This window comes from Haloprofundus marisrubri (genome assembly GCF_001469955.1).
Classification (GTDB): Archaea; Halobacteriota; Halobacteria; order Halobacteriales; family Haloferacaceae; genus Haloprofundus; species Haloprofundus marisrubri.
Genome location: NZ_LOPU01000029.1, coordinates 520,946 through 540,564 on the forward strand (window position 1 = coordinate 520,946; position 19,619 = coordinate 540,564).

The 19,619-nt window shown below is 64.3% G+C and carries 25 protein-coding genes and 2 tRNA genes; 18 read left to right on the forward strand and 9 right to left on the reverse strand.

The window, feature by feature from the left end; genetic code table 11:
• The first annotated feature begins 279 nt into the window (after window positions 1–279).
• Window positions 280–2,976: a phosphoenolpyruvate carboxylase gene (gene ppc / locus AUR64_RS13050; protein ID WP_058582381.1), complete on the forward strand. Its 2,697-nt coding sequence runs from the start codon at window positions 280–282 to the stop codon at window positions 2,974–2,976.
• Between the two features lie 93 nt (window positions 2,977–3,069).
• The gene (gene pyrF / locus AUR64_RS13055) at window positions 3,070–3,864 is read left to right on the forward strand and encodes an orotidine-5'-phosphate decarboxylase (protein WP_058582382.1); all 795 of its coding nucleotides are present in this window, start codon (window positions 3,070–3,072) and stop codon (window positions 3,862–3,864) included.
• Between the two features lie 37 nt (window positions 3,865–3,901).
• Here the strand turns inward: pyrF and AUR64_RS20550 are convergent, their stop codons facing one another.
• Entirely contained in the window at window positions 3,902–4,033 is a 132-nt protein-coding gene (locus AUR64_RS20550) for a C2H2-type zinc finger protein (protein ID WP_155120611.1), read from the reverse strand.
• Window positions 4,030–4,218: a zinc finger HIT domain-containing protein gene (locus AUR64_RS13060; protein ID WP_058582383.1), complete on the reverse strand. Its 189-nt coding sequence runs from the start codon at window positions 4,216–4,218 to the stop codon at window positions 4,030–4,032. Before AUR64_RS13060 ends, AUR64_RS20550 begins: the two co-directional genes overlap by 4 nt.
• A gap of 161 nt (window positions 4,219–4,379) precedes the next feature.
• Between AUR64_RS13060 and AUR64_RS13065 the strand changes: the two genes are divergently transcribed.
• The 3 genes from AUR64_RS13065 (at window position 4,380) to AUR64_RS13075 (ending at window position 7,166) form a co-directional block, all read left to right on the forward strand.
• Window positions 4,380–4,904: a J domain-containing protein gene (locus tag AUR64_RS13065; protein ID WP_058582384.1), complete on the forward strand. Its 525-nt coding sequence runs from the start codon at window positions 4,380–4,382 to the stop codon at window positions 4,902–4,904.
• Window positions 4,905–5,117: 213 nt separating this feature from the next.
• A complete protein-coding gene (locus tag AUR64_RS13070; RefSeq protein ID WP_058582385.1) occupies window positions 5,118–6,728 on the forward strand; it encodes a GTPBP1 family GTP-binding protein in 1,611 nt (536 codons plus the stop codon).
• Window positions 6,729–6,818: 90 nt separating this feature from the next.
• The gene (locus tag AUR64_RS13075) at window positions 6,819–7,166 is read left to right on the forward strand and encodes a hypothetical protein (protein WP_058582386.1); all 348 of its coding nucleotides are present in this window, start codon (window positions 6,819–6,821) and stop codon (window positions 7,164–7,166) included.
• A gap of 32 nt (window positions 7,167–7,198) precedes the next feature.
• Here AUR64_RS13075 and AUR64_RS13080 read toward each other — a convergent pair whose 3' ends face one another.
• Together AUR64_RS13080 and mch are read right to left on the reverse strand one after the other, a co-directional pair.
• Window positions 7,199–7,687 carry a hypothetical protein gene (locus AUR64_RS13080; RefSeq protein WP_058582716.1) on the reverse strand — a complete coding sequence of 163 codons (489 nt, stop codon included), beginning with the start codon at window positions 7,685–7,687 and terminating at the stop codon, window positions 7,199–7,201.
• 13 nt (window positions 7,688–7,700) lie between these two features.
• The gene (gene mch, locus AUR64_RS13085) at window positions 7,701–8,642 is read right to left on the reverse strand and encodes a methenyltetrahydromethanopterin cyclohydrolase (protein ID WP_058582387.1); all 942 of its coding nucleotides are present in this window, start codon (window positions 8,640–8,642) and stop codon (window positions 7,701–7,703) included.
• Between the two features lie 146 nt (window positions 8,643–8,788).
• Between mch and AUR64_RS13090 the strand changes: the two genes are divergently transcribed.
• The gene (locus tag AUR64_RS13090) at window positions 8,789–9,151 is read left to right on the forward strand and encodes a glutathione S-transferase N-terminal domain-containing protein (RefSeq protein WP_071391275.1); all 363 of its coding nucleotides are present in this window, start codon (window positions 8,789–8,791) and stop codon (window positions 9,149–9,151) included.
• 13 nt (window positions 9,152–9,164) lie between these two features.
• On the opposite strand, the gene AUR64_RS13095 is transcribed toward AUR64_RS13090, so the two are convergent.
• The gene (locus AUR64_RS13095; protein ID WP_058582388.1) at window positions 9,165–9,476 is read right to left on the reverse strand and encodes an MTH1187 family thiamine-binding protein; all 312 of its coding nucleotides are present in this window, start codon (window positions 9,474–9,476) and stop codon (window positions 9,165–9,167) included.
• A 25-nt stretch (window positions 9,477–9,501) separates the two neighbouring features.
• Window positions 9,502–10,098: a hypothetical protein gene (locus AUR64_RS13100; protein WP_155120612.1), complete on the reverse strand. Its 597-nt coding sequence runs from the start codon at window positions 10,096–10,098 to the stop codon at window positions 9,502–9,504.
• Between the two features lie 109 nt (window positions 10,099–10,207).
• Between AUR64_RS13100 and AUR64_RS13105 the strand changes: the two genes are divergently transcribed.
• The 3 genes from AUR64_RS13105 (at window position 10,208) to AUR64_RS13115 (ending at window position 12,008) form a co-directional block, all read left to right on the forward strand.
• On the forward strand, window positions 10,208–11,251 hold the full coding sequence (locus AUR64_RS13105) for a YhjD/YihY/BrkB family envelope integrity protein (RefSeq protein WP_058582390.1): 1,044 nt from the start codon (window positions 10,208–10,210) through the stop codon (window positions 11,249–11,251).
• 116 nt (window positions 11,252–11,367) lie between these two features.
• Window positions 11,368–11,601: a DUF7130 family rubredoxin-like protein gene (locus AUR64_RS13110; RefSeq protein WP_058582391.1), complete on the forward strand. Its 234-nt coding sequence runs from the start codon at window positions 11,368–11,370 to the stop codon at window positions 11,599–11,601.
• 56 nt (window positions 11,602–11,657) lie between these two features.
• Entirely contained in the window at window positions 11,658–12,008 is a 351-nt protein-coding gene (locus tag AUR64_RS13115) for a hypothetical protein (RefSeq protein ID WP_071391276.1), read from the forward strand.
• Between the two features lie 59 nt (window positions 12,009–12,067).
• On the opposite strand, the gene AUR64_RS13120 is transcribed toward AUR64_RS13115, so the two are convergent.
• The 3 genes from AUR64_RS13120 to AUR64_RS13130 form a co-directional block, all read right to left on the reverse strand.
• On the reverse strand, window positions 12,068–12,538 hold the full coding sequence (locus AUR64_RS13120; RefSeq protein ID WP_058582392.1) for a MaoC family dehydratase: 471 nt from the start codon (window positions 12,536–12,538) through the stop codon (window positions 12,068–12,070).
• Window positions 12,539–13,147: 609 nt separating this feature from the next.
• Window positions 13,148–13,221 (reverse strand) — tRNA-OTHER (locus AUR64_RS13125).
• Between the two features lie 445 nt (window positions 13,222–13,666).
• A tRNA-Gly gene (locus AUR64_RS13130) sits at window positions 13,667–13,737 on the reverse strand.
• A 222-nt stretch (window positions 13,738–13,959) separates the two neighbouring features.
• On the opposite strand from AUR64_RS13130, the gene AUR64_RS13135 reads away from it, so the two are divergent.
• The 9 genes from AUR64_RS13135 to rpmC are packed head-to-tail and all read left to right on the forward strand — an operon-like array spanning window position 13,960 to window position 19,619.
• On the forward strand, window positions 13,960–14,811 hold the full coding sequence (locus tag AUR64_RS13135; protein ID WP_058582717.1) for a putative RNA uridine N3 methyltransferase: 852 nt from the start codon (window positions 13,960–13,962) through the stop codon (window positions 14,809–14,811).
• 4 nt (window positions 14,812–14,815) lie between these two features.
• Window positions 14,816–15,832 carry a 50S ribosomal protein L3 gene (locus AUR64_RS13140; protein ID WP_058582393.1) on the forward strand — a complete coding sequence of 339 codons (1,017 nt, stop codon included), beginning with the start codon at window positions 14,816–14,818 and terminating at the stop codon, window positions 15,830–15,832.
• Between the two features lie 7 nt (window positions 15,833–15,839).
• Complete coding sequence (gene rpl4p / locus AUR64_RS13145; RefSeq protein WP_058582394.1) at window positions 15,840–16,580, forward strand: 50S ribosomal protein L4; 741 nt, start codon at window positions 15,840–15,842, stop codon at window positions 16,578–16,580.
• Window positions 16,577–16,828: a 50S ribosomal protein L23 gene (locus AUR64_RS13150; protein ID WP_058582395.1), complete on the forward strand. Its 252-nt coding sequence runs from the start codon at window positions 16,577–16,579 to the stop codon at window positions 16,826–16,828. Before rpl4p ends, AUR64_RS13150 begins: the two co-directional genes overlap by 4 nt.
• Window positions 16,829–17,554, forward strand: coding sequence for a 50S ribosomal protein L2 (locus tag AUR64_RS13155; RefSeq protein WP_058582396.1), 726 nt, complete (start codon window positions 16,829–16,831; stop codon window positions 17,552–17,554).
• Window positions 17,551–17,973, forward strand: a complete 423-nt coding sequence (locus AUR64_RS13160) for a 30S ribosomal protein S19 (protein ID WP_058582397.1) — start codon at window positions 17,551–17,553, stop codon at window positions 17,971–17,973. The genes AUR64_RS13155 and AUR64_RS13160 overlap by 4 nt, the downstream gene beginning before the upstream one ends.
• Window positions 17,974–17,976: 3 nt before the next feature.
• Window positions 17,977–18,438, forward strand: a complete 462-nt coding sequence (locus AUR64_RS13165) for a 50S ribosomal protein L22 (protein WP_058582398.1) — start codon at window positions 17,977–17,979, stop codon at window positions 18,436–18,438.
• Window positions 18,438–19,412, forward strand: a complete 975-nt coding sequence (locus AUR64_RS13170; protein ID WP_058582399.1) for a 30S ribosomal protein S3 — start codon at window positions 18,438–18,440, stop codon at window positions 19,410–19,412. The genes AUR64_RS13165 and AUR64_RS13170 overlap by 1 nt, the downstream gene beginning before the upstream one ends.
• The gene (rpmC, locus tag AUR64_RS13175) at window positions 19,413–19,619 is read left to right on the forward strand and encodes a 50S ribosomal protein L29 (protein WP_058582400.1); all 207 of its coding nucleotides are present in this window, start codon (window positions 19,413–19,415) and stop codon (window positions 19,617–19,619) included. It abuts the gene before it with no gap.

Consider the following 19,619-nt stretch of genomic DNA (forward strand, 5'->3'; position numbering starts at 1 on the left):
CGCAGTTCGGACGACGACGCCACGACAGTCCACACGTGAGTACAGCCAGCCCCGTGGCGCGTCACCGGCCCCGTCCCCGGGGCCTGATTCCACACGACGGTACCGGGCCGTACGGAGCCAAACGGCCCTCATCGCTGCAGTCAGACATCACTCGCAGTTCTCTTCCCTCTCTTTTTTCGGCGACAGACACAGACTGTCATAGAAGATAGTACTCGATTCCGAGGCAATTTTTCGACGATTGTCGCGGACTTTTACCCTATGCCACTCGTACACGTACACATGGACCTGCACAACCGGACGGTTCGCCAGGACGTCCGCGAACTCGGTGCGTTGCTCGGCGACGTTCTGGAGGCACAGACCTCCACCGAAGCGTTCGAGACGGTCGAAGAACTGCGGACGAACGCCATCGGCTACCGCAAAGGCGACGTCGAGTCGAGACAGGAACTGTACGACGTACTCGGGCGACTCCGTTCGGGCGACGAGAGCGTCGTCGCCCGTGCGTTCACGACGTACTTCGAACTCATCAACCTCGCCGAGGAACGTCAACGGGTCCGTGCGGTCAGACGTGGGTCACAGGACGGTACCCTCGACGACAGCCTCGTCGACACCGTCGCCGCGCTCGCGGACGCCGACGCCGACGCCCACACCGTCCAGCAAGTTCTCGACGATGTCCTCGTCGAACCGACCTTTACCGCGCACCCGACCGAGGCGCGCCGGAAGACGGTCAAATCGAAACTCCGCGCGATTGCAGGCGATTTGGAGACGCTCGACGAGCGTCGCCTCACCGACCAGGAACAGGAGCAGACGTGGCACGAGATAGACGCCGAGGTGACGAGTCTCTGGCAGACGGCGCAGGTCCGCAACCGTCGTCCGGAACCGACCGACGAAGCCCGAAACGTCCAGTGGTACCTCGAAAACACGCTGTTCGACGTGACCGGCGAAGTGTACAGCGAACTCGAAGACATCGTCTCGGAGGCGTACGGTGACGAGGTACGGGTGCCGAAACTGTTCGAGTTCCGCTCGTGGGCCGGCAGCGACCGCGACGGCAACCCGTACGTCACCGTCGACGTGACCGAGGACACCTTGGAACGCCAACGCTCGGTCGTCCTCCAGCGCTACCGCGACGCGCTCAAACGACTCTCCGGCGTGCTGAGTCAGGACGGTAGCCGTATCGACATCGGGCCGGCGTTCGAGCAGTCGTTGGAAGCCGACCGCGAGCGACTGCCCGCGACGGCCGAGGAGGCGACAACGCGCTACCCCGACGAACCGTACCGTCAGAAACTGAAATTGATGCGTGAACGTCTCGAACGCGTCGAGGACGTTCGCCCCGACGGCTACGACGACGCCGCCGAACTGACGGCCGACCTCGAAGCTATCGCCCAGAGCCTGAAACTGAACGGAGCCGAGCGCGTCGTTTCCGCATACGTCGAACCGCTGATGCGACAGGTCGACACGTTCGGCTTCAGTCTGGCGAGTTTGGACCTGCGCGACCACCGCGAGAAACACACGAGCGCCATCGCGGAGGCGCTGGCCGTCGAAGGCATCGAGTACCGCTCGATGGACGAGGACGAACGCGTCGAGATGCTCACCGAAGCCGTCCTACAGGAGAAGCCGATACTCGACTTGGACGACCTCAGCGAGTTCTCCGACGAAACGACGCGGGTGCTTCGCCGCTTCCACAAACTCGGCGACTGGCAGCGGGAGTACGGCGTCAGTGCCATCGACACCTACGCCATCTCGATGACCGACGAACCGAGTCACGTCCTCGAAGTGCTGTTCCTCGCAGACCAAGCGGGCGTCGTCTCGCTGCCGGACCACTGCGGCATCGACATCGTCCCGCTTCTCGAAACCGAGTACGCGCTCAACGGCGCGCGCCGCATTATGGGCACGCTGTTCGAGAACGAAGCCTACTCACAAGCACTGGCCGCGCGGAACGGCCTCCAGGAGATTATGCTCGGTTACTCCGACTCCAACAAGGAGAACGGCTTCCTCGCGGCGAACTGGGACCTCTACAAGAACCAGCGTCGCCTCGCCGACATCACCGACGAACACGACGTCGATATGCGTCTGTTCCACGGCCGCGGTGGCTCTATCTCCCGCGGCGGCGGCCCGATGAATCAGGCGATGCTCGCGTTGCCGAACGAGACGGTGTCGGGGCAGATCAAGTTCACAGAGCAGGGCGAAGCCATCGCCGAGAAGTACGCGAACCCGCGTATCGCCGAGCGCAACCTCGAACAGATGCTCGACGCACAGATTCGCGCCCGCTACGAGGCGATGCAGGAACCGAAAGAACACGTCCCCGACGAGTGGGCCGAGGCGATGGACACGATGTCCACCGCCGCCCGCGAAGAGTACCGCGGCCTGTTGGAGACCGACGGATTCGTCTCCTACTTCGAGCAGGCGACGCCCATCACCGTCATCGAGGAACTGAACCTCGGCTCTCGTCCCGCCTCCCGGTCGGGCGAGCGGACCGTCGAGGACCTCCGCGCCATCCCGTGGGTGTTCTCGTGGACGCAGTCGCGCTGTATCCTCCCCGGGTGGTACGCGCTCGCGACCGGTCTGGACGCGTATCTCCACGACGGCGGCGACGAGGAGACACTCCAAGAGATGTACGACGAGTGGCCGTTCTTCCAAACGACACTCGACAACGCGGCGCTGTCGCTGGCGCGGACGGACCTCGAAATCGCCGCCGAGTACGCCGCCCTCGCCGACGCGTCGCTTCGCGCGGAGTTCTTCGACCGCATCGAGACCGAGTACGACCGTGCGACCGAACTCGTGCGCGATATCTCGGGACGCAACTCGCTGTTGAAGCGTGAGTGGCTCGGCGAGAGCCTCCGCCGCCGTAACCCGTACGTCGACCCGCTGAACCTGCTGCAGACGCACCTGCTGTCGCAGACCCACCGGACGACCGAAGAGGAACGGACGCTTCGGCTCACCGTGAAAGGCATCGCTGCTGGGATGAAGAACACCGGGTAGTCGCCGGGTCCGTCGACACCGACGGCACCGGCCACCGAACGACCGCTTCGCCGAAGAGCAACACTTAGCCTCCCCCCGTTCGACGCGCCTGCAATGAACTTCTTCGACCGGTTGGCCGACCGCATCGCCACCGTCGACAGTGTCGTCTCGGTCGGGTTGGACGCGGACCCGTCACGCATCCCCGACCACTTACAGGAAAAAGACCTGCCGCAGTGGGCGTTCAATCGCCGCATCATCGACGCGACGCACGAACACGCCGCGGTCTACAAGCCGAACGCGGCCTTCTACGAGTCCGAAGAGGGATGGCGCTCGCTCCGCGAGACCATCGCCTACGCCGAGGGCAAGGGCGTTCCAATCCTCTTAGACGCCAAACGCGCCGACATCGGCAACACGACCCGACAGTACGCGAAACTGCTCGACGACGTCGACGCTATCACGGTCAACCCGTACATGGGCCGCGACTCGCTGGAACCGTTTCTCTCCCGCGAGGACAAGGGCGTGTTCGTCCTCTGTCGGACCTCGAACCCGGGCGCGTCGGACCTCCAAGACCTCGAACTCGACACGGGTGAGCCGTTGTACGAACGGGTCGCGGCGCTCGCGGACCTCTGGAACCGCAACGACAACGTGGGTATCGTCGTCGGCGCGACAGCGCCGGAAGAACTGGAGTCGCTGCGCGAACAAGTGCCCGAACTTCCGTTCTTGGTTCCCGGTGTTGGCGCACAGGGCGGTGACGCCGAGGCGGCGGTGGAGTTCGGACTCCGCGCGGACGGCGTCGGCCTCGTAAACTCCTCGCGCGGCATCATCTTCGCCGGCGAGGGCGAGGGCTTCGAGAAAGCCGCCGGGCGCGCTGCCCGACGGATGAAACGGCGTCTCAACGAGTTCCGGTAGTCTCGAAGAGACCGGTCGTCAGTCGCCCTACCGAACGTCAGTCGACTAATCCGGCGTCACGGATGTGTGCTTCGAGTGCCGCCTCGCTGTCGAACTCCTTGCCACACGTCTCACAGACGTACGCTTCGACTTCGTTCGTTCCGTCTGTCTCGTCCTCCGAGCGCGTCATCGCATTACGTCTGACTGGTCGATTTCGCTCGTCTGGTCGTCGGACTGTCGTGCCGCGGACGCACACCGAACACAGATGCTCAGTTCGCGGTCGTAGTGTTCACTGCAGACCATCGCGCCGCAGTTCGGACACGTCTGCGACGCTTCCGCCGACTCGCACACCTGACAGACGCCACTGACACTCATACCCGCGGTACGACGCCGAGTCACTTGAGCGCTGGGCAGGTGGTGTCGGTGTCCGTCGTCCGACGCAGAGTGCGGCAGGGTGCGCCGGGGGGCAGCGGGGTACCAGTTCGACCCGTCGAACCGGGCGGGAGCCTTAGGTCCGTGCAGTCCATAGCACCGCCGTGGACCGCGACTTGCTCATCATGGGACTCGCTGCCGTCTTCGCGGGGATTACTGTCCTCCTCGCGGTTCTCGGGTTGAGCTATCAGCCGTTTCTGCTGGTCCTCGCGCTTCCGTTCGGGGCGACGACGTACTTCATGTGGTATCAGGCGAGCGGTCGCCTCACCGACCAAGCGCGCACCCGCCGGGTCCGCCGCGAACCGTCAGGGTTCGGTGCGGGCGCACGACGCGAGAACGTCCGTCAGAACCGACGCCGAGCACGCCGGGGTGCGGGTGCGGGCCCGGGAGGGCGAGCGGGTGCTGGCGCGCGGACGAACGGCGGCGCGAGAACGGGCGCACCGCGGACGACGCCCGGCCCGAGTCGCGCGGAGGCGTACCGCGCGCTGGATTTAGAACCCGGCGCGAGCACCGCCGAGGTGAAACGCGCCTACCGTTCGAAAGTCAAGGAAGTCCATCCAGACACCGAAACCGGCGACGAGGAGTCGTTCAAGCGGGTGAACCGAGCGTACGAGTCGTTGAACGAATGAGAGTCCGCTCGTCGACATGGCGGCTCTTACATCAGCTGTCTTTGCCTTTCGTACCCGTCTCGTCCCGGCGTATCGAACACGCCCGAGAGCGTCCGTAGACGAAAAATCTGTGTCTACAGACTTCGAGAACTCCGTATCGCTCGGTAGCGCTTCTGTGCTATGTCTTCTCAAAACACGAAAAAGGTTTTAGCAAACCGACGCTTACCGCCGCCCATGAGCGCCGACCGGGCCGCCCTGCAAGAGGCCCTACAGCGCGGAGAGGAAGAAGGCGGCTACATCGAGTTCAAAGAACGGCTCTCCAAGGAGGTCCACCTCTCGGGTGGCCGCATGGAGAGTCTCGCCGCCCAACTTCGACACCGAGTGCTCTCCGGCGACGGGGAGGCGACGTACGTCGTCGGCGTCACCGACGACGGCGGCATCGCCGGCATCTCCTCGGAGGCCTTCTCGGAGTCGATGGACGTGCTCTCGCTGCTCGCCGAAGAAGCGAGCGCGCACATCGAAGACGTAGACACTTGGGGCGTCGGCGGCGAGGCCGACGCGGGTCTCGTCGGCATCGCAACCATCCGCGAGGGTGCGATGCTCGAAACCGACGAGGAACACATCGTCGTCGGCACAGCGGGACACGTCGACCACGGCAAGAGCACGCTCGTCGGGTCGCTCGTCACCGGTCAGGCCGACGACGGCGACGGCGGCACCCGAGGTTTCCTCGACGTGCAACCGCACGAGGTCGAACGCGGCCTCTCGGCGGACCTCTCGTACGCCGTCTACGGCTTCGACGACGACGGCCCGGTTCACATGCGCAACCCGCACCGAAAGAGCGACCGCGCACACATCGTCGAAGAGGCCGACCGCCTCGTCTCCTTCGTCGACACGGTCGGTCACGAACCGTGGCTCCGAACCACGATTCGAGGACTCGTCGGCCAGAAACTCGACTACGGACTGCTCGTCGTCGCCGCCGACGACGGCCCGACGAAGACGACGCGCGAACATCTCGGCATCCTCCTCGCCACGGAGTTGCCGACGCTCGTCGCCATCACGAAAGTCGACGCCGTCAGCGACGAACGCGTCGCCGAGGTGGAACACGAAGTCGAGAAACTGCTGCGCGACGTGGGCAAGACGCCGCTGCCGGTCGAGCGATACGGCGTCGAAACCGCCGCCGAGGAGATTAGCGACTCGGTCGTCCCCATTCTCCGGACCAGCGCCGTCGGCATGGAGGGTCTCGACGACCTCGACTACCTGTTCGAGACGCTGCCGAAAACGAGCAACGGCGAAGGCCAGTTCCGGATGTACATCGACCGCAGTTACAGCGTCACCGGCGTCGGCGCAGTCGCGTCTGGAACAGTCAACTCCGGCACCGTCGAGGCCGGCGACGAACTGCTGCTCGGCCCGATGCCGGACGGCAGTTTCCGCGAGGTAGAGGTGCGCTCCATCGAGATGCACTACCACCGCGTCGACGAGGCGAAGGCCGGGAGAATCGTCGGTATCGCGCTCAAAGGCGTCAAGGAAGCCGAAATCGAGCGCGGGATGGTGCTCGTCCCACGGGAGTCGGACCCGAAGGCGATTCGGTCGTTCGAGGCCGACGTGATGGTTCTCAATCATCCGACGCGCATCGGAACCGGTTACGAACCGGTCATCCACCTCGAAACCGTCAGCGAGGCGGCGGTGTTCTATCCGGACGAGGGCCGACTTCTGCCGGGCGACACCGGCCACTCCCGCGTCGAGTTCAAGTTCCGGCCGTATCTCATCGAGGAGGGCCAGCGGTTCGTCTTCCGCGAGGGCCAGAGCAAAGGCGTCGGCACCGTGACCGACGTTCACTACGACTGAGCCAGCCGACGACTCCGTCCACACCTCGCGGCGACGGAGAGACGCCGCCATCGCCGCAACTTCCTTCTTCCCGAGGCGAATATTCGACACATGGAACAGCGACGAATCATCCTGACGGTCACCGGCGCGTTGCTCGCGGGTGTCACGACGGCCGTACTGGGTTCGACGGGACTCGACGCACCGCTGGCTATCGTCGCCGGCGTCGCGGTGGCGATTCCGTTGCTCAGAGCCGAGGCTTTCGGCGGGTTCGACAGCCCCGAGTCGTTCGATAGCGGCGCGGCGTTTCTCGCCTCGCTCGGCGCGTTGGTCGTCGGTACCGTCGGCGTCTACGCCGCGGGTGCGTTCGGGGCAGGGCAGACGGTGACGGTCGGACTCGGCGGGGGCGGGGCGTTCGCAGGGAGCTATCTGGGCGACGTGTACGCCCAGCGACGGTCGTGAGAGGCCGAGAATCGATTCGTGAGGTTGTAGGTTTAGGCCCGAACGTACCCGCCGTCTCGTCGTTCGGCCAAACCGAGCAACACGAACCACTCCAGAATGTCGGCGACGCGTTCGCCCCAAATCTCCTCCCAGCGCTCGGGATTTTTGAAGTGTTCCCACTGCGGGACCCGGTCGCGGACGCGGGCGTACGCCTCGTCTGCGCTCACCGGTTCTTCGGCGGCGACCAACACCGCGAGCAACTCCTCGGCGGCGAACACCCGACGAGTGAACGCGTCGCGGAGATGTTCGGGCGTGGGGTCGGTTCGAAGTCGTTTGAACCCGGTCTGCGTCTCGGTGGCGAGTTCGAGCGCCCGCAGAAACGTCAGCCACGTCCGCGCGGCGTCACGGCTCGGAAAGCCGACGCGTCGCATCAGCCGCTCGCAGCAGTCGTCCTCCGAATCCGGAACCAGTGGCACCGCTTTCTGTGCGTCGGCGACGACGCTCAGGTCGTCGGGCGCGGGCGGAACGAGTTTGAACTGCACGGTTCGACTCAACTCAGAGTTCGCGGAGGCCGAACGACTCCGCGAGCAGGTCTTCGTCCGTCTCGCCGAACACTCGCGTAGAGCCGTCGACGACGTCGACAGTAATCTGTGCGGGTGCGAACGCCGACACGGGAACCTGCGAGAAGTCCCAGTCGTTCTCGGCGAAGATGTCCTCGAACGGCGTGCCGTACTCGTCGGCCGCAGTCGACGGAACCTCGTCGAAGCGGTCGAACTCGTCGCGGACGGTCAGGTGGACTTTCCCACCGTAGGCGAGCGCGTCGTTCGTCCGGCCCATGGCGACGCCCTCGTCGTAGCTGACGGGGGCCATCGGTGCGCTGCCGTTGACAGAGAGGATGTCTCGGGGGTCGTAGCCGAGTTCGAAAAGACGGAAGACGGCGAGTTCAGCCGCGCGCGAGGCGATGTTGACGCTGCCGGCGAGCGAACCGACGGCGAACGTCGGCAGGAAGACGGCGCTGGGTTCGACTTCCGCGAGGTCGGCGACGTGTTCGGCCACCTCGTCGCCCGGGAGGTCGATGCTCTCGACGGCCAGAACGGTGAGGTCGAACTCGTCGTAGTAGCCGACGGCTTCGAACTCCGACTCCTGACCGACGAGTGCGCGGGCGGGACCGCTGCCGAGGCCGTCGAAGCGGTCGAACTCCAGTTCCCATCCGGCCTTCTGTGAGCAGAGAAGCGCGATTGCGGGGTGGTCGGTCGACAGTTCGATATGTGGAATCGGCGCGCCGTCGACTGCGCCCATCCGACTCTGGACCGTAGCGAGGCCGGCGGTCTGAATCTCGGTCAGGAGCAAGCCGGCTTCGACACCGCCGACGGCGTCGACGCCGAAGTCCAGTACAGTTGCCCCCGAGTCCAACTCGTACGCGCTGAGGTTCAACTCGTCGGCGAAGTCGAGCGCCTCGTCGACGAGTTCTATCGCCATCCGATTGAGACTGTCCATACACCCGGTTGCGCGCATTCGGATAAAGGGTTTGGCGGTCGGCGGTCGTTAGCCGTCGGCGGTCGTCTACTGATGACCGAAAGTGGCCCCATCGTTGGAACCGGACGGCCGATTTTAGTTTCACCCTGTGGTACGTTCACGCATCGATGCTCGAACTGTACCAAGCCGAAGGCTGCCCGCACTGCGCGACGGTCCGCGACGAACTCTCGACGCTCGGACTCTCGTATGTGAGCCACACCCCGCGACTGCCCGGCGGCGAGGGCGGCGACGTGGTGAACCGACAGGCGTACGACCAGATGGTGACGCTCGGCGGTGCCGACCAGATTCCGTTTCTCGTCGACCACGCGGAGGCGGTCAGACTGTACGAGAGCGACGCGATGGTCGCGTATCTCCGCGAACAGTACGGTCCCGATACTCGTGCGGAGTTCGAGACGCGCGACCCCGACCCGACGCACCTCCGGAGTCGGGTCGTCTCGGTCGGTCGGCGCTTGTTACAAGCGCTCGGATGAGGCGGGAGGCGAACTATCGGTCGCTTCGCGCCTCGCGGCCGAGTTCGCGCTCGACTGCTTCTACTTTCTCGCGTGCGCGGCCGTCGCTCGTCCGCTTGTCGTCGATTTTGAGGACGGTGCTCACCCGGTCGGCGTCGACGGCTTTGTGCGCGGCCGAAACGGCGTCGAGGAGCGTGTCGATGTCGTCGGCTTCGACGACGGTCCCCATCGGGTTCGTCTCGTAAGCGACGTCGAACCCGTCGAGTGCGGCGACGGCGTCGGCGACGTCGGCGGCCATGCTCTCTTCGGTGACGGGTGCGACGCTCAGCAGTGCAATGACTGTCATACGTGTCGGGTCCGCGGCCAGCGCCCTAACTGTGCGGGTCGGTCTCGCCGGGGTCGATTCGGGCGGTCTCGTTTCCGTTCTCGCGCCGCCGGGCGCAGTTGAACTCGACGGTAACCGTATCGACGACGGTTCCGTCGGAGGTGACGCCGTCGAGTCGATAGACACCGTTCTGCGGGCGCGGGCCGAGCGACTGCTCGTACTCGATGATACCCGAATCGGGGTACTTCCCTTGCGGCGCGTTCGGTTCGTGTTCCGCGCGGACGGGGATAGCGAACGCCGACGAATCGCGTCCGCGTCGGTACGCCTCGACGTACGCCGCACCGGACTGTTCGATTCGGTCCCGCTGGAGCGGTATCACCAAGACGACGTTCTCATCGTCGACTTCGACGTGTGCACCCTGATTGAGCAGGCTCCCGTCGCCGTGGTTCGTCGCCCAAGTGCTACAGGCGTCCACGTCGTTGCTGGAACTACTTTCGGAGTCTTCACCGGAGAGACAGCCGGCGACGGTTGCGGCCGCGGCGACGCCTGCGGCAGTCAGTAGCTGTCGGCGAGAACTGGTTCGTGGCTGGACGTCTCGGAAGTCGTCGGCCGTCTCCCGTCGACGTGGCGTCTCGGAGGGCACGGGAGACGGTTCGGGAACTCGCCGCATCAAACTGCTGACTTCGGTTGCCGGCGCGAACGAGCGTCTCGCTCCCGGCGGGCTTTTGGCCTCCGTCGTCGTACTGGCGACAATGTCTCTCTCGCGTGAACGCGCGGTGACGGTCGGTCGTGCACTTCTCCACGAGATTCGCGTCGAGAAACTCACGTTCTTGGCTGGAAGTATCGCGTACCACGCCTTTGTCTCGCTGTTGCCCTTCTTCGCGTTGGCGCTCGCGGCGTTCGCGGCCGTCGGTAACCGGTCGTTTCAGGACGGCTTCGAGTCGCTCGTCGAGGCGATGCTGGCTCCGGGGGCGGGCGACCAACTGATTCAGGACCTCTCGAACGCCAGCGGGTCGACGAGTCTCTCCATCGTCGGCGTCGTCTTCCTGTTGTGGGGCGCACTGCGCATCTTCCGCGGCCTCGACACGGCGTTTTCGGATATCTACGAGACGGAAGCCGAGAACACGTTCCGCGACCAGATACTCGATGCGACCATCGTTCTCGGGACGGTGGGTATCGCTATCTTCGCGGCGATTCGGATTCAGCAGTTCGGCCTCGGGCAGTTCGGACTCGCGGGGCGAATCGTCCAGATACTCCTCCTCGTGGGCGGCCTCACGCTGACGTTTCTGCCGATGTACTACATCTTCCCCGACACCGACGTGAGCGTCGCCGAAATCCTCCCCGGCACTGTGTTCGCCGCCGTCGGCCTCACCGTCTTCCAGTTCGCCTTCCAGTTCTACGCTGCGGCCAACAGCGACGGCCCCGGGAACCTGCTCGCCGTCGTGCTTCTCGTCCTGACGTGGCTGTACTTCAGTGGCCTCGTCGTCCTCGTCGGCGTCGCCATCAACGCCGTGCTCTCGAACCGCAGCGCCGACGTGAGTATCGAACCAGTCATCGGCGGTGTCCGTCCCGAACACAGCGCCGAACGCGCCGACCAGAAGGAACTCGCCGCGGCGTTGACCGAACTGGACCGTCTTCTCGACGCCGGCGACGAGATAACCATCGAAGTCGGCGACGGCTCAGTGACGCTCCCCCGTCCCCAGCGCATCGCAACCGAAACCGACGGGTCACTGTTCCGACTCAGTGACGGCGGCTACGGACTCGAACTCCGCTGGTCGGTCCACGACGAGGAGTGAACCGGAGGCGAAAATCAAGAGGCGAATCCCGAGGCAGAACCCGGAGGTAGCATACCGAGAACGAGACGTGACGGCGGACTCGCTGATTTATGCTGTCATCGAGCGTACTGTTACCGATGGACACGAAGCAGCCACTCACATTCCGAACCAGCGATTCGACCGCCGCCGGTGCGATTCCTCGACGTGCAGTCGTCCGGAACGAACGTCTCAGCAGTTCGGCACTCGCCGAGGCGTACCTCGTCTGGCGCTGTTACCGCTGCGGCGAAACGGGCGACTTAGAAGCGTTTCCGGTCGCGTGCTCGAACTGTGACGCACCGCGTGAAGACCTGTACTACTGGACGGAGGACTAACCGTCTTCGTCAACCTGAACCGGATTCGTTTTCTTTCGGACCGAACTCCTCCCGGTATGTACCTCTCACACCCCGTGCGCCGGATGCGTGACGACCCCATCGACGGCGAGGTGGTGACGTTGGTCGTCGAACTCGACGACGAGGCGGCCCGAGAGTCGCTCGAATCGACCGTTCGGGACGCCGGTGGGAGCGTCGAGCGCGACCTACAGTTTCAGGCAGTGCTGGTCTCGCTTCCAGAACCCTGCGTCTCGTCGCTCTGTACGCTCGACGGACTCGCGCGCATCGAGACCGGAGAGACGCTCTCGCTCGGCGTCGACGAGGATTCGGCGGAAGTGGCCGACTCAGCCGACTCCGACACGGCTGACACGGACGACGCACTCGACTTCGGAGCGTCCGAACGACGGTAGTAGAGACTCTCGGTTCGTCGTCTGTTCTTTTCATCGCCTCTTCTCGAACCGCCGGCGTTCTATCGTGGTCGCCGAGCGACCAGCGCGTGGGCCGTCCACGAGATGACGACTTCGTCGCGTTGGTTGACGCCGGTTATCTCCACGTCGACGTAGCCGCGTTCGGGGTCCGACTCCGAGACGCGCATCTCGCCGAGTTCGACCCACCCCGAGAGGGTGTCGCCGGGTCGGACCGGTCTGTGCCAGTAGAACTCGCTGAGGCCGCGACCGCAGAGAAACGCGACCCGTTGGAAGAACGCCTCGGTCGCCAGTCGGTTGCAGACGCAGTAGGTGTGGAGGCCGCTGGCGATGAGGCCGCCGAACATCGACTCGCGGGCGGCGTCCTCGTCGACGTGGAACGGTTGCGGGTCGTACTGTTCGGCGAACGCGACGATGTCGTCACGTGCCAGTGTCGCCGTCTCCAGTTCCCACACCTCGTCGGGGTCCAAATCTTCGTAGTGCTGGCGGGTGGAGGCGGCGGCGTCGGGGTGCATACCGAGTAACGAGTCGCGGACGGAATGACGGTTCCGATACGGAGGAACGAGTGCGACAGCGGTGACTACCCGACCAGACTGCGGGCATCTGGCCGTACTGACCGACCGGCCGCCGACGACCCGGTGTTCGCTCGTCGGTGACTTGGTCGGCCGTGGACTTCCCTCACGGTGTGGTGTCCGATGTGCCGACGACGTACACGTCCTCGTCACGTCGAGACTCCCGGTGTTGCGGTGTGTGCCGGTCCCGACGGGTCGTCGACGGCGACTGCCGCGTCACGACGGGCCGTTATCAACTTGTGGGCCACACATACGCTCAGGTGACTCTATCGGGCGAGTGAGTGTTTGTGCGATGTGAGGAGACGTGCCGCTCAGAAGTGCTGAAATCGGAGAAGTACGCTGGTCAGGACCGAGCAGACCGAAAATCTGCGAGGGTTGGGCAGCGCACTCCTTTCGGTCGTACGCTGCCCAAGATTTGAACAAAGTCAGGCGTGCTCGCTCACGGAGTTCGCTGCGCTGCGACTGACTGGCTCAAATCCCGTACCGCATTCACGACACCTGAGCCTCGCAGAGCGATAAAACGCCCTGCTCGGTGTGTGGGATTCAGAGAAATGCGCTGGCCAGGATTTGAACACTGGGTTGCGGCCGTGGAAACGACCGCGTGTTGACCGCTACACTACCAGCGCAGGGTGACTGCGTCTACACTCTCACCGATGCCCGCCAGTAGTAAAGGCGTTGTCTCGGTTATCACACTGCGAGACAACTGCCCGAACAGATGCGAGCGCTGAAGTCGCGTTCCAGATTTGGTGGAGATATCCCGTTTCTGTGATTTGGAAACGAGAGAGTCGAACCCATCGAGAAGACACGGCTCCTCCGGGAAGTAGGCCCCAAAGCAGAACGATACGCATCGCTTGGAGATTTAAAATCGTAGAAGTGCGCTGGCTGGGACCGAGCAAACCGAAGGTTTGCGAGGGTCGGCGAGGCTTTGTCTCGCCGGGATTTGAACCGCCCGAACTTCGCTCGCTTCCGCTCACTCGTTCCGTGCTTCAAATCCCAGAATTTCGCATTCACCGCTTCACAGTCTCGCGACGGGATAACACCCGCCGCTCGGAGGTATTGAAATCGTAGAAGTGCGCTGGCTGGGATTTGAACCCAGGTTGTGACCATGGCAAGGTCACGTGATACCACTACACTACCAGCGCCTGACTGCTGCATTTCCACAAATGCGGCATTTGTTGATAAGGCTTGCGAATCGACTTCGAATCGACAGCAGGCGTGGGGGTGATTCGCATCCCCAAATTCGGCTGAATGTGTCGTCAACAGTCATGTGAGCGCGTCTCACTGGCGTTTGGATTCCGCTACGCTTTTTAGTGCGTGTCGGATAGCAACGTCACAGTCTAGTGGCGAGACACCCAAACGACGGCATGACACTCACCGTATGCGTGCCGTCGTCGCTCGTCCGGGAAGCCGAGGACCAACGCGAGGCAACTCGCAAAATCGGCTACGTCGCCCGCGCGGCGACGGTGTTCCGGGCGGACCGACTCGTCGTCTTCCCCGACGGGGAAGGCGAACGTCGCTGGGGCGGCGACTTCGTCGCGACCGTGCTCGAATACGCCGTGACGCCCCCCTACCTCCGGAAGGAGGTGTGGGGCAAGCGCGACGAGTTACGGTACGCGGGGATACTCCCGCCGCTCCGTGTCTCGCCACGGACCGGCTCCGAATCAGACGATTCGGGGTCGTTAACACAGGGAATCGTGACCGAGGTCGGACCTGAAGGTCGCGTCCGGGTCAATTGCGGACTGCAACACCCGATCTCGCTCTACACGCCTCCGGGAATGGAGGCAGAGGAGCGAGAGCGCGTCACCGTCAGGATCTCTTCGAGAGAACCGGTCCGTGCCCGCATCGTCGACGAGACCCCACCGGGGTTCGTCGTCGAGCGCATGGACCTATCGGAAGCGCTCGGCCGTGAGGACGCCGGCGTGAAAATCGGCACCTCCCGATTCGGACAGGAACTGTCCATCGGGCGGCTGTCGACGCTGGCCGGACGAACCGCCGACGGAATGACCGTCGCCTTCGGTTCGCCCGAGAGAGGGCTTCCGGACATCTTCGGGTTTCCACCCGAAGCCGTCGCCGACGACGAGTCGGCGAGCACACGAGTCGAACCCGGTCCGGGGTTCGACCTCTGGCTCAATACGATTCCGCGACAGGGCAGCGAGGTGGTGCGAACCGAGGAAGCGATGTTCGCCTCCCTCGCCTGCCTAACACTCACGGAGTGAAACAATGCCACAACCAAGCAGACCACGAAAAGGCTCGATGGGCTTCGGCCCGCGTACGCGCGCAGCCAAAGAGGTTCCGCGCATCAAGTCGTGGCCCGACGACGATGGCTCCCCTGCACTGCAGGGCTTCGCCGGCTACAAAGCCGGAATGACCCACGTCGTTATGGTCAACGACACGGCGAACTCGGCCCGCGAGGGAATGGAAGAGTCCGTTCCCGTCACGGTCGTCGAGACCCCGCCGATGCGCGCCGTTGCGCTCCGAGCCTACCAGAACACGCCGTACGGACAGAAACCGACGACGGAGGTTTGGGGAACCGACCTCGACGAGGACCTCGACCGGGTTCTCGACCTCCCGTCGGAAGACACGTTCGAGGAGGACGCAGACGACCTCCGTTCGCTGCTCGACGACGGCGAGGTCGATGACCTTCGCGTCATCACCCACACCGTCCCGAGCGGCCTGAAGAACGTCCCGAAGAAGAAACCCGACGTGATGGAGACTCGCGTCGGTGGCGGTTCGCTCGACGAACGCGCCGACTTCGCGCTCGACCTCCTCGAAGAGGGCGGCGAGCACGCGATGGCCGACGTCTTCCGCGCGGGCGAGTACCTCGACGCCGCAGGCGTCACCAAAGGGAAAGGGACGCAGGGTCCCGTCAAGCGCTGGGGCGTCCAGAAACGCAAAGGCAAGCACGCTCGCCAAGGATGGCGGCGTCGCATCGGTAACCTCGGCCCGTGGAACCCGAGCCGCGTCCGCTCGACGGTTCCCCAGCAGGGCCAGACCGGTTACCACCAGCGTACCGAACTGAACAAACGTCTCGTCGCGATGGGCGAAGGCGACGACGCATCCGTCGAAGGCGGGTTCGTCAACTACGGCGAAGTCGACGGCAACTACGCGCTCGTCGAAGGCTCGCTCCCGGGTCCGAACAAGCGCCTCCTGCGCTTCCGCCCGGCCATCCGACCGAACGACCAACCGCGCCTCGACCCAGAGGTGCGCTACGTCTCCACCGCGTCCAATCAAGGGTGAATAACGAATGGAAGCAACAATCAAGGACCTGAACGGCGACGACGCCGGCACGCTCGAGCTTCCGGAGGTCTTCGAGACGACGTACCGTCCGGACCTCATCAAGCGCGCCGTCCTCGCCGCACAGGCGAACCGAACGCAGGCCTACGGAGCCGACCCACTCGCCGGAATGCGAACCCCGGCAGAGTCGCTCGGCAGCGGCCGCGGTATGGCGCACGTGCCCCGAGAGAACGGGCGCGCACGTCGTGTCCCGCAGGCCGTCAGCGGTCGCAAAGCGCACCCGCCGAAGGCCGAAAAGGAGCACGGCAAGAAAATCAACAAGAAGGAGCGCCAGTTGGCGGTCCGCTCGGCAATCGCCGCCACGACCGACTCGGACCTCGTGTCCGAGCGCGGTCACCAGTTCGGCGACGCCGACCTCCCGCTCGTCGTCTCCGACGACTTCGAGGACCTGGTGAAGACGCAGGAAGTCGTCTCGCTGCTCGAAGCGCTCGGCGTCGACGATGACATCGAACGCGCGGAAGACCGCAAAGTCCGCGCCGGACAGGGGAAGGCACGTGGTCGCAAGTACAAGCGACCCAAATCCATCCTCTTCGTCACCAGCGAGGAGCCGTCGAAGGCGGCTCGTAACCTCGCCGGTGCCGACGTCGTCACCGCTTCGGAGGTCAACACCGAGGACCTCGCACCCGGTACCCACGCCGGTCGCCTGACCGTCTGGACCGAGAGCGCAGTCGAGGAGGTAGCCGACCGATGAGCGTCATCCGACACCCCCTCGTCACCGAGAAAGCGATGAACGAGATGGACTTCGACAACAAGCTCCAGTTCATCGTCGACCTCGACGCCTCGAAGCCAGAGGTCAAAGAGGAGATAGAATCGCGCTACGACGTGACCATCGACAAGATAAACACGCAGGTCACGCCGAAAGGAACGAAGAAGGCGACCGTGCGTCTCTCCGAGGACGACGACGCACAGGAAATCGCCTCCCGAATCGGGGTGTTCTAGATGGGACGTAGAATTCAAGGTCAACGTCGCGGACGCGGCACGTCCACGTTCCGTGCACCGTCGCACCGCTACAAAGCCGAACTCACGCACAAGAAGGAAGCGACCGACGGCGACACCATCTCCGGAACTGTCGTCGACATCGAACACGACCCTGCCCGCGCAGCGCCGCTGGCCGACGTCGAGTTCGAAGACGGCGACCGACGCCTCGTGCTCGCGCCCGAGGGCGTCACCGTCGGCGAGACCATCCAGGTCGGTGTCTCCGCGGAAATCAAGCCCGGCAACACGCTGCCGCTGGCCGAAATCCCCGAGGGGATTCCGGTCTGTAACGTCGAGCGCCAGCCCGGTGACGGCGGCAAGTTCGCCCGCGCCTCCGGCGTCTCGGCGCAGCTTCTGACCCACGACAAACGCGTCGCGGCGGTCAAGCTGCCCAGCGGCGAGGTCAAACGGCTCAACCCGCAGTGCCGCGCCACCATCGGCGTCGTCGCCGGTGGCGGTCGAACGGAGAAACCGTTCGTCAAAGCAGGGAAGAAACACCACAAGATGCGCGCCCGTGGTACGAAGTACCCGCGCGTCCGCGGTGTGGCGATGAACGCCGTCGACCACCCGTTCGGTGGCGGCGGCCGCCAGCACCCCGGCAAACCGAAGTCCGTCTCGCGGAACGCCCCGCCGGGACGGAAAGTCGGTGACATCGCATCGAAACGTACCGGACGAGGTCGTAACAAATGAGTACTGAATACCGCACCGGCCGCGAGGGCGAGTTCACCTACCGCGGCCACACGCTCGACGAGCTACAGGATATGGAGCTCGACGAGGTCGCAGAACTGCTCCCCGCGCGAATGCGGCGAACCATCACCCGTGGTCTGGGCGTCGAGCAAGAGAAACTGCTCGAGAAAGCCCGAGACAAGACCGACGAGGAGACCGCGAACAACCCGATTCGGACGCACCTGCGCGACATGCCCGTCGTGCCCGCGTTCGTCGGCCTCACGTTCGCCGTCTACAACGGGCAGAGCTTCGAGCGCGTCCAGATTCAGCCAGAGATGATTGGCCACTATCTGGGCGAGTTCCAGCTGACCCGAAACTCGGTCGAACACGGGCAGGCCGGCATCGGTGCGACCCGGTCTTCGAAGTTCGTGCCACTCAAATAACCCATGGGAATCAACTACAGCGTCGAGGCCGACCCCGACACGACGGCGAAAGCCATGCTCCGGGAGCGGCCCATCAGCCTGAAGCACAGCAAGGCCATCGCGCGCGCCATCAAAGGCAAGCGCGTCGACGACGCCGAGTCGTACCTGCAGGACGTCATCGACGAGAAGCAGTCGGTACCGTTCAAGCAGCACAACACCGGCGTCGGCCACAAAGGCGACATCGACGGGTGGGACGCAGGTCGCTACCCGAACAAAGCCTCGAAAGACTTCCTGAAGATACTCGAAAACGCGCGTAACAACGCCAACGAGCAGGGCTTCGACGGCGAATCGATGGTCATCAAGCACGTCGCTCCCCACAAGGTCGACGAGCAGATGGGGCGTAAGCCCCGCGCGTTCGGACGAGCGGACCCGTGGAACACGACGCTCGTCGACGTGGAACTCATCATCGAGGAGGTCGAAGAATAATGGCAGACGAACACCAGTTCATCGAAGACGGACTCCAGCGCTCGCAGATAGACGAGTTCTTCGCGGAAGAACTCGGCCGCGCCGGCTACGGCGGCATGGACGTCGCCAAAACGCCGATGGGGACCCAAATCGTCCTCAAAGCCGAGAAACCCGGTATGGTCATCGGCAAGGGCGGGAAGAACATCCGAAAGGTCACCCGCCAACTCGAAGAGCGGTTCAACCTCGACGACCCGCAAATCGACGTGCAGGAGGTCGACGAACCCGACCTGAACGCACGCATCGTCGCGGACCGCCTCGCCAACGCGCTCGAACGCGGTTGGTACTTCCGTAAGGCCGGTCACACGACCATCGACCGCATCATGGACGCGGGCGCACTCGGTGCCGAAATCAAGCTCAACGGCAAGGTCACCGGCGCACGCTCGCGCGACGAAAAGTTCAACCGCGGCTACATCAAGCACAACGGCGAACCCGCCGAGGAAGTCGTCGACACCGGCCAAGGTGTCGCCGTCATGAAGCTCGGCACCATCGGCGTCACGGTGAAGATTATCCCGCCGGGAGCACAGCTCCCCGACGACTTCTCCGTCGCCGAGGACGTCGAGGTCGAAGCAGTCGAGCAGATTGCCGAAACCGAGGGCGTCGAGGACCTCCTCGAAGAGCCCGACGACGAGAAAGTGCCGGACGTCGGCGACGACGCCGACGACGTCCCCGCCGAACACGCCGGCGAGGACGACGCGCAGGAGGCCATCGACGAGGAAGTCGTCGAAGAAGTGGTCGAGGAGACCGCAGACACCGCCAACGCGCAGGAAGAACCGGTCGCAACCGGCGACGTCGACGACGACGAGCACGCGCTCGACGCCGACGAGGAAGCCACCGACGACGTGGAGACGGAGCTTTCGGAGCTCGACGAGGAAGTCGAGCAGGAAGCCGCCGACCTCGTCGCCGAGATGGAAGCCGACGAAGAGGAGGACCAGTAAATGGCAATCCTTTACCCCGACGAGATACGCGACATGACGCCCGCAGAGCGCGAGGCGGAAGTCGAGGAACTCGAAACGGAACTCCTGAACGCCCGCGCCGTGCAAGCGGCGGGTGGCGCACCGGAGAACCCCGGCCGAATCGGTGAGATTCGCCGGACCATCGCCCGAATCAAAACCATCCAGAACGAAGAGGGCGACGAAGAGTAA

Bases quoted from the DNA above. Each gene is read 5' to 3' on its own strand.
- ppc (WP_058582381.1), top strand. From the start codon at position 280: ATGGACCTGCACAACCGGACGGTTCGCCAGGACGTCCGCGAACTCGGT.
- rpmC (WP_058582400.1), top strand. From the start codon at position 19,413: ATGGCAATCCTTTACCCCGACGAGATACGCGACATGACGCCCGCAGAG.
- AUR64_RS13140 (WP_058582393.1), top strand. From the start codon at position 14,816: ATGCCACAACCAAGCAGACCACGAAAAGGCTCGATGGGCTTCGGCCCG.
- AUR64_RS13075 (WP_058582386.1), top strand. From the start codon at position 6,819: ATGGAACAGCGACGAATCATCCTGACGGTCACCGGCGCGTTGCTCGCG.
- AUR64_RS13155 (WP_058582396.1), top strand. From the start codon at position 16,829: ATGGGACGTAGAATTCAAGGTCAACGTCGCGGACGCGGCACGTCCACG.
- AUR64_RS13135 (WP_058582717.1), top strand. From the start codon at position 13,960: ATGACACTCACCGTATGCGTGCCGTCGTCGCTCGTCCGGGAAGCCGAG.
- AUR64_RS13120 (WP_058582392.1), bottom strand. From the start codon at position 12,538: ATGCACCCCGACGCCGCCGCCTCCACCCGCCAGCACTACGAAGATTTG.
- AUR64_RS13090 (WP_071391275.1), top strand. From the start codon at position 8,789: ATGCTCGAACTGTACCAAGCCGAAGGCTGCCCGCACTGCGCGACGGTC.
- AUR64_RS13060 (WP_058582383.1), bottom strand. From the start codon at position 4,218: ATGAGTGTCAGTGGCGTCTGTCAGGTGTGCGAGTCGGCGGAAGCGTCG.
- rpl4p (WP_058582394.1), top strand. From the start codon at position 15,840: ATGGAAGCAACAATCAAGGACCTGAACGGCGACGACGCCGGCACGCTC.
- mch (WP_058582387.1), bottom strand. From the start codon at position 8,642: ATGGACAGTCTCAATCGGATGGCGATAGAACTCGTCGACGAGGCGCTC.
- AUR64_RS13165 (WP_058582398.1), top strand. From the start codon at position 17,977: ATGGGAATCAACTACAGCGTCGAGGCCGACCCCGACACGACGGCGAAA.
- AUR64_RS13150 (WP_058582395.1), top strand. From the start codon at position 16,577: ATGAGCGTCATCCGACACCCCCTCGTCACCGAGAAAGCGATGAACGAG.
- AUR64_RS13160 (WP_058582397.1), top strand. From the start codon at position 17,551: ATGAGTACTGAATACCGCACCGGCCGCGAGGGCGAGTTCACCTACCGC.
- AUR64_RS13170 (WP_058582399.1), top strand. From the start codon at position 18,438: ATGGCAGACGAACACCAGTTCATCGAAGACGGACTCCAGCGCTCGCAG.
- AUR64_RS13110 (WP_058582391.1), top strand. From the start codon at position 11,368: ATGGACACGAAGCAGCCACTCACATTCCGAACCAGCGATTCGACCGCC.
- AUR64_RS13095 (WP_058582388.1), bottom strand. From the start codon at position 9,476: ATGACAGTCATTGCACTGCTGAGCGTCGCACCCGTCACCGAAGAGAGC.
- AUR64_RS13070 (WP_058582385.1), top strand. From the start codon at position 5,118: ATGAGCGCCGACCGGGCCGCCCTGCAAGAGGCCCTACAGCGCGGAGAG.
- pyrF (WP_058582382.1), top strand. From the start codon at position 3,070: ATGAACTTCTTCGACCGGTTGGCCGACCGCATCGCCACCGTCGACAGT.
- AUR64_RS13105 (WP_058582390.1), top strand. From the start codon at position 10,208: ATGTCTCTCTCGCGTGAACGCGCGGTGACGGTCGGTCGTGCACTTCTC.
- AUR64_RS20550 (WP_155120611.1), bottom strand. From the start codon at position 4,033: ATGACGCGCTCGGAGGACGAGACAGACGGAACGAACGAAGTCGAAGCG.
- AUR64_RS13115 (WP_071391276.1), top strand. From the start codon at position 11,658: ATGTACCTCTCACACCCCGTGCGCCGGATGCGTGACGACCCCATCGAC.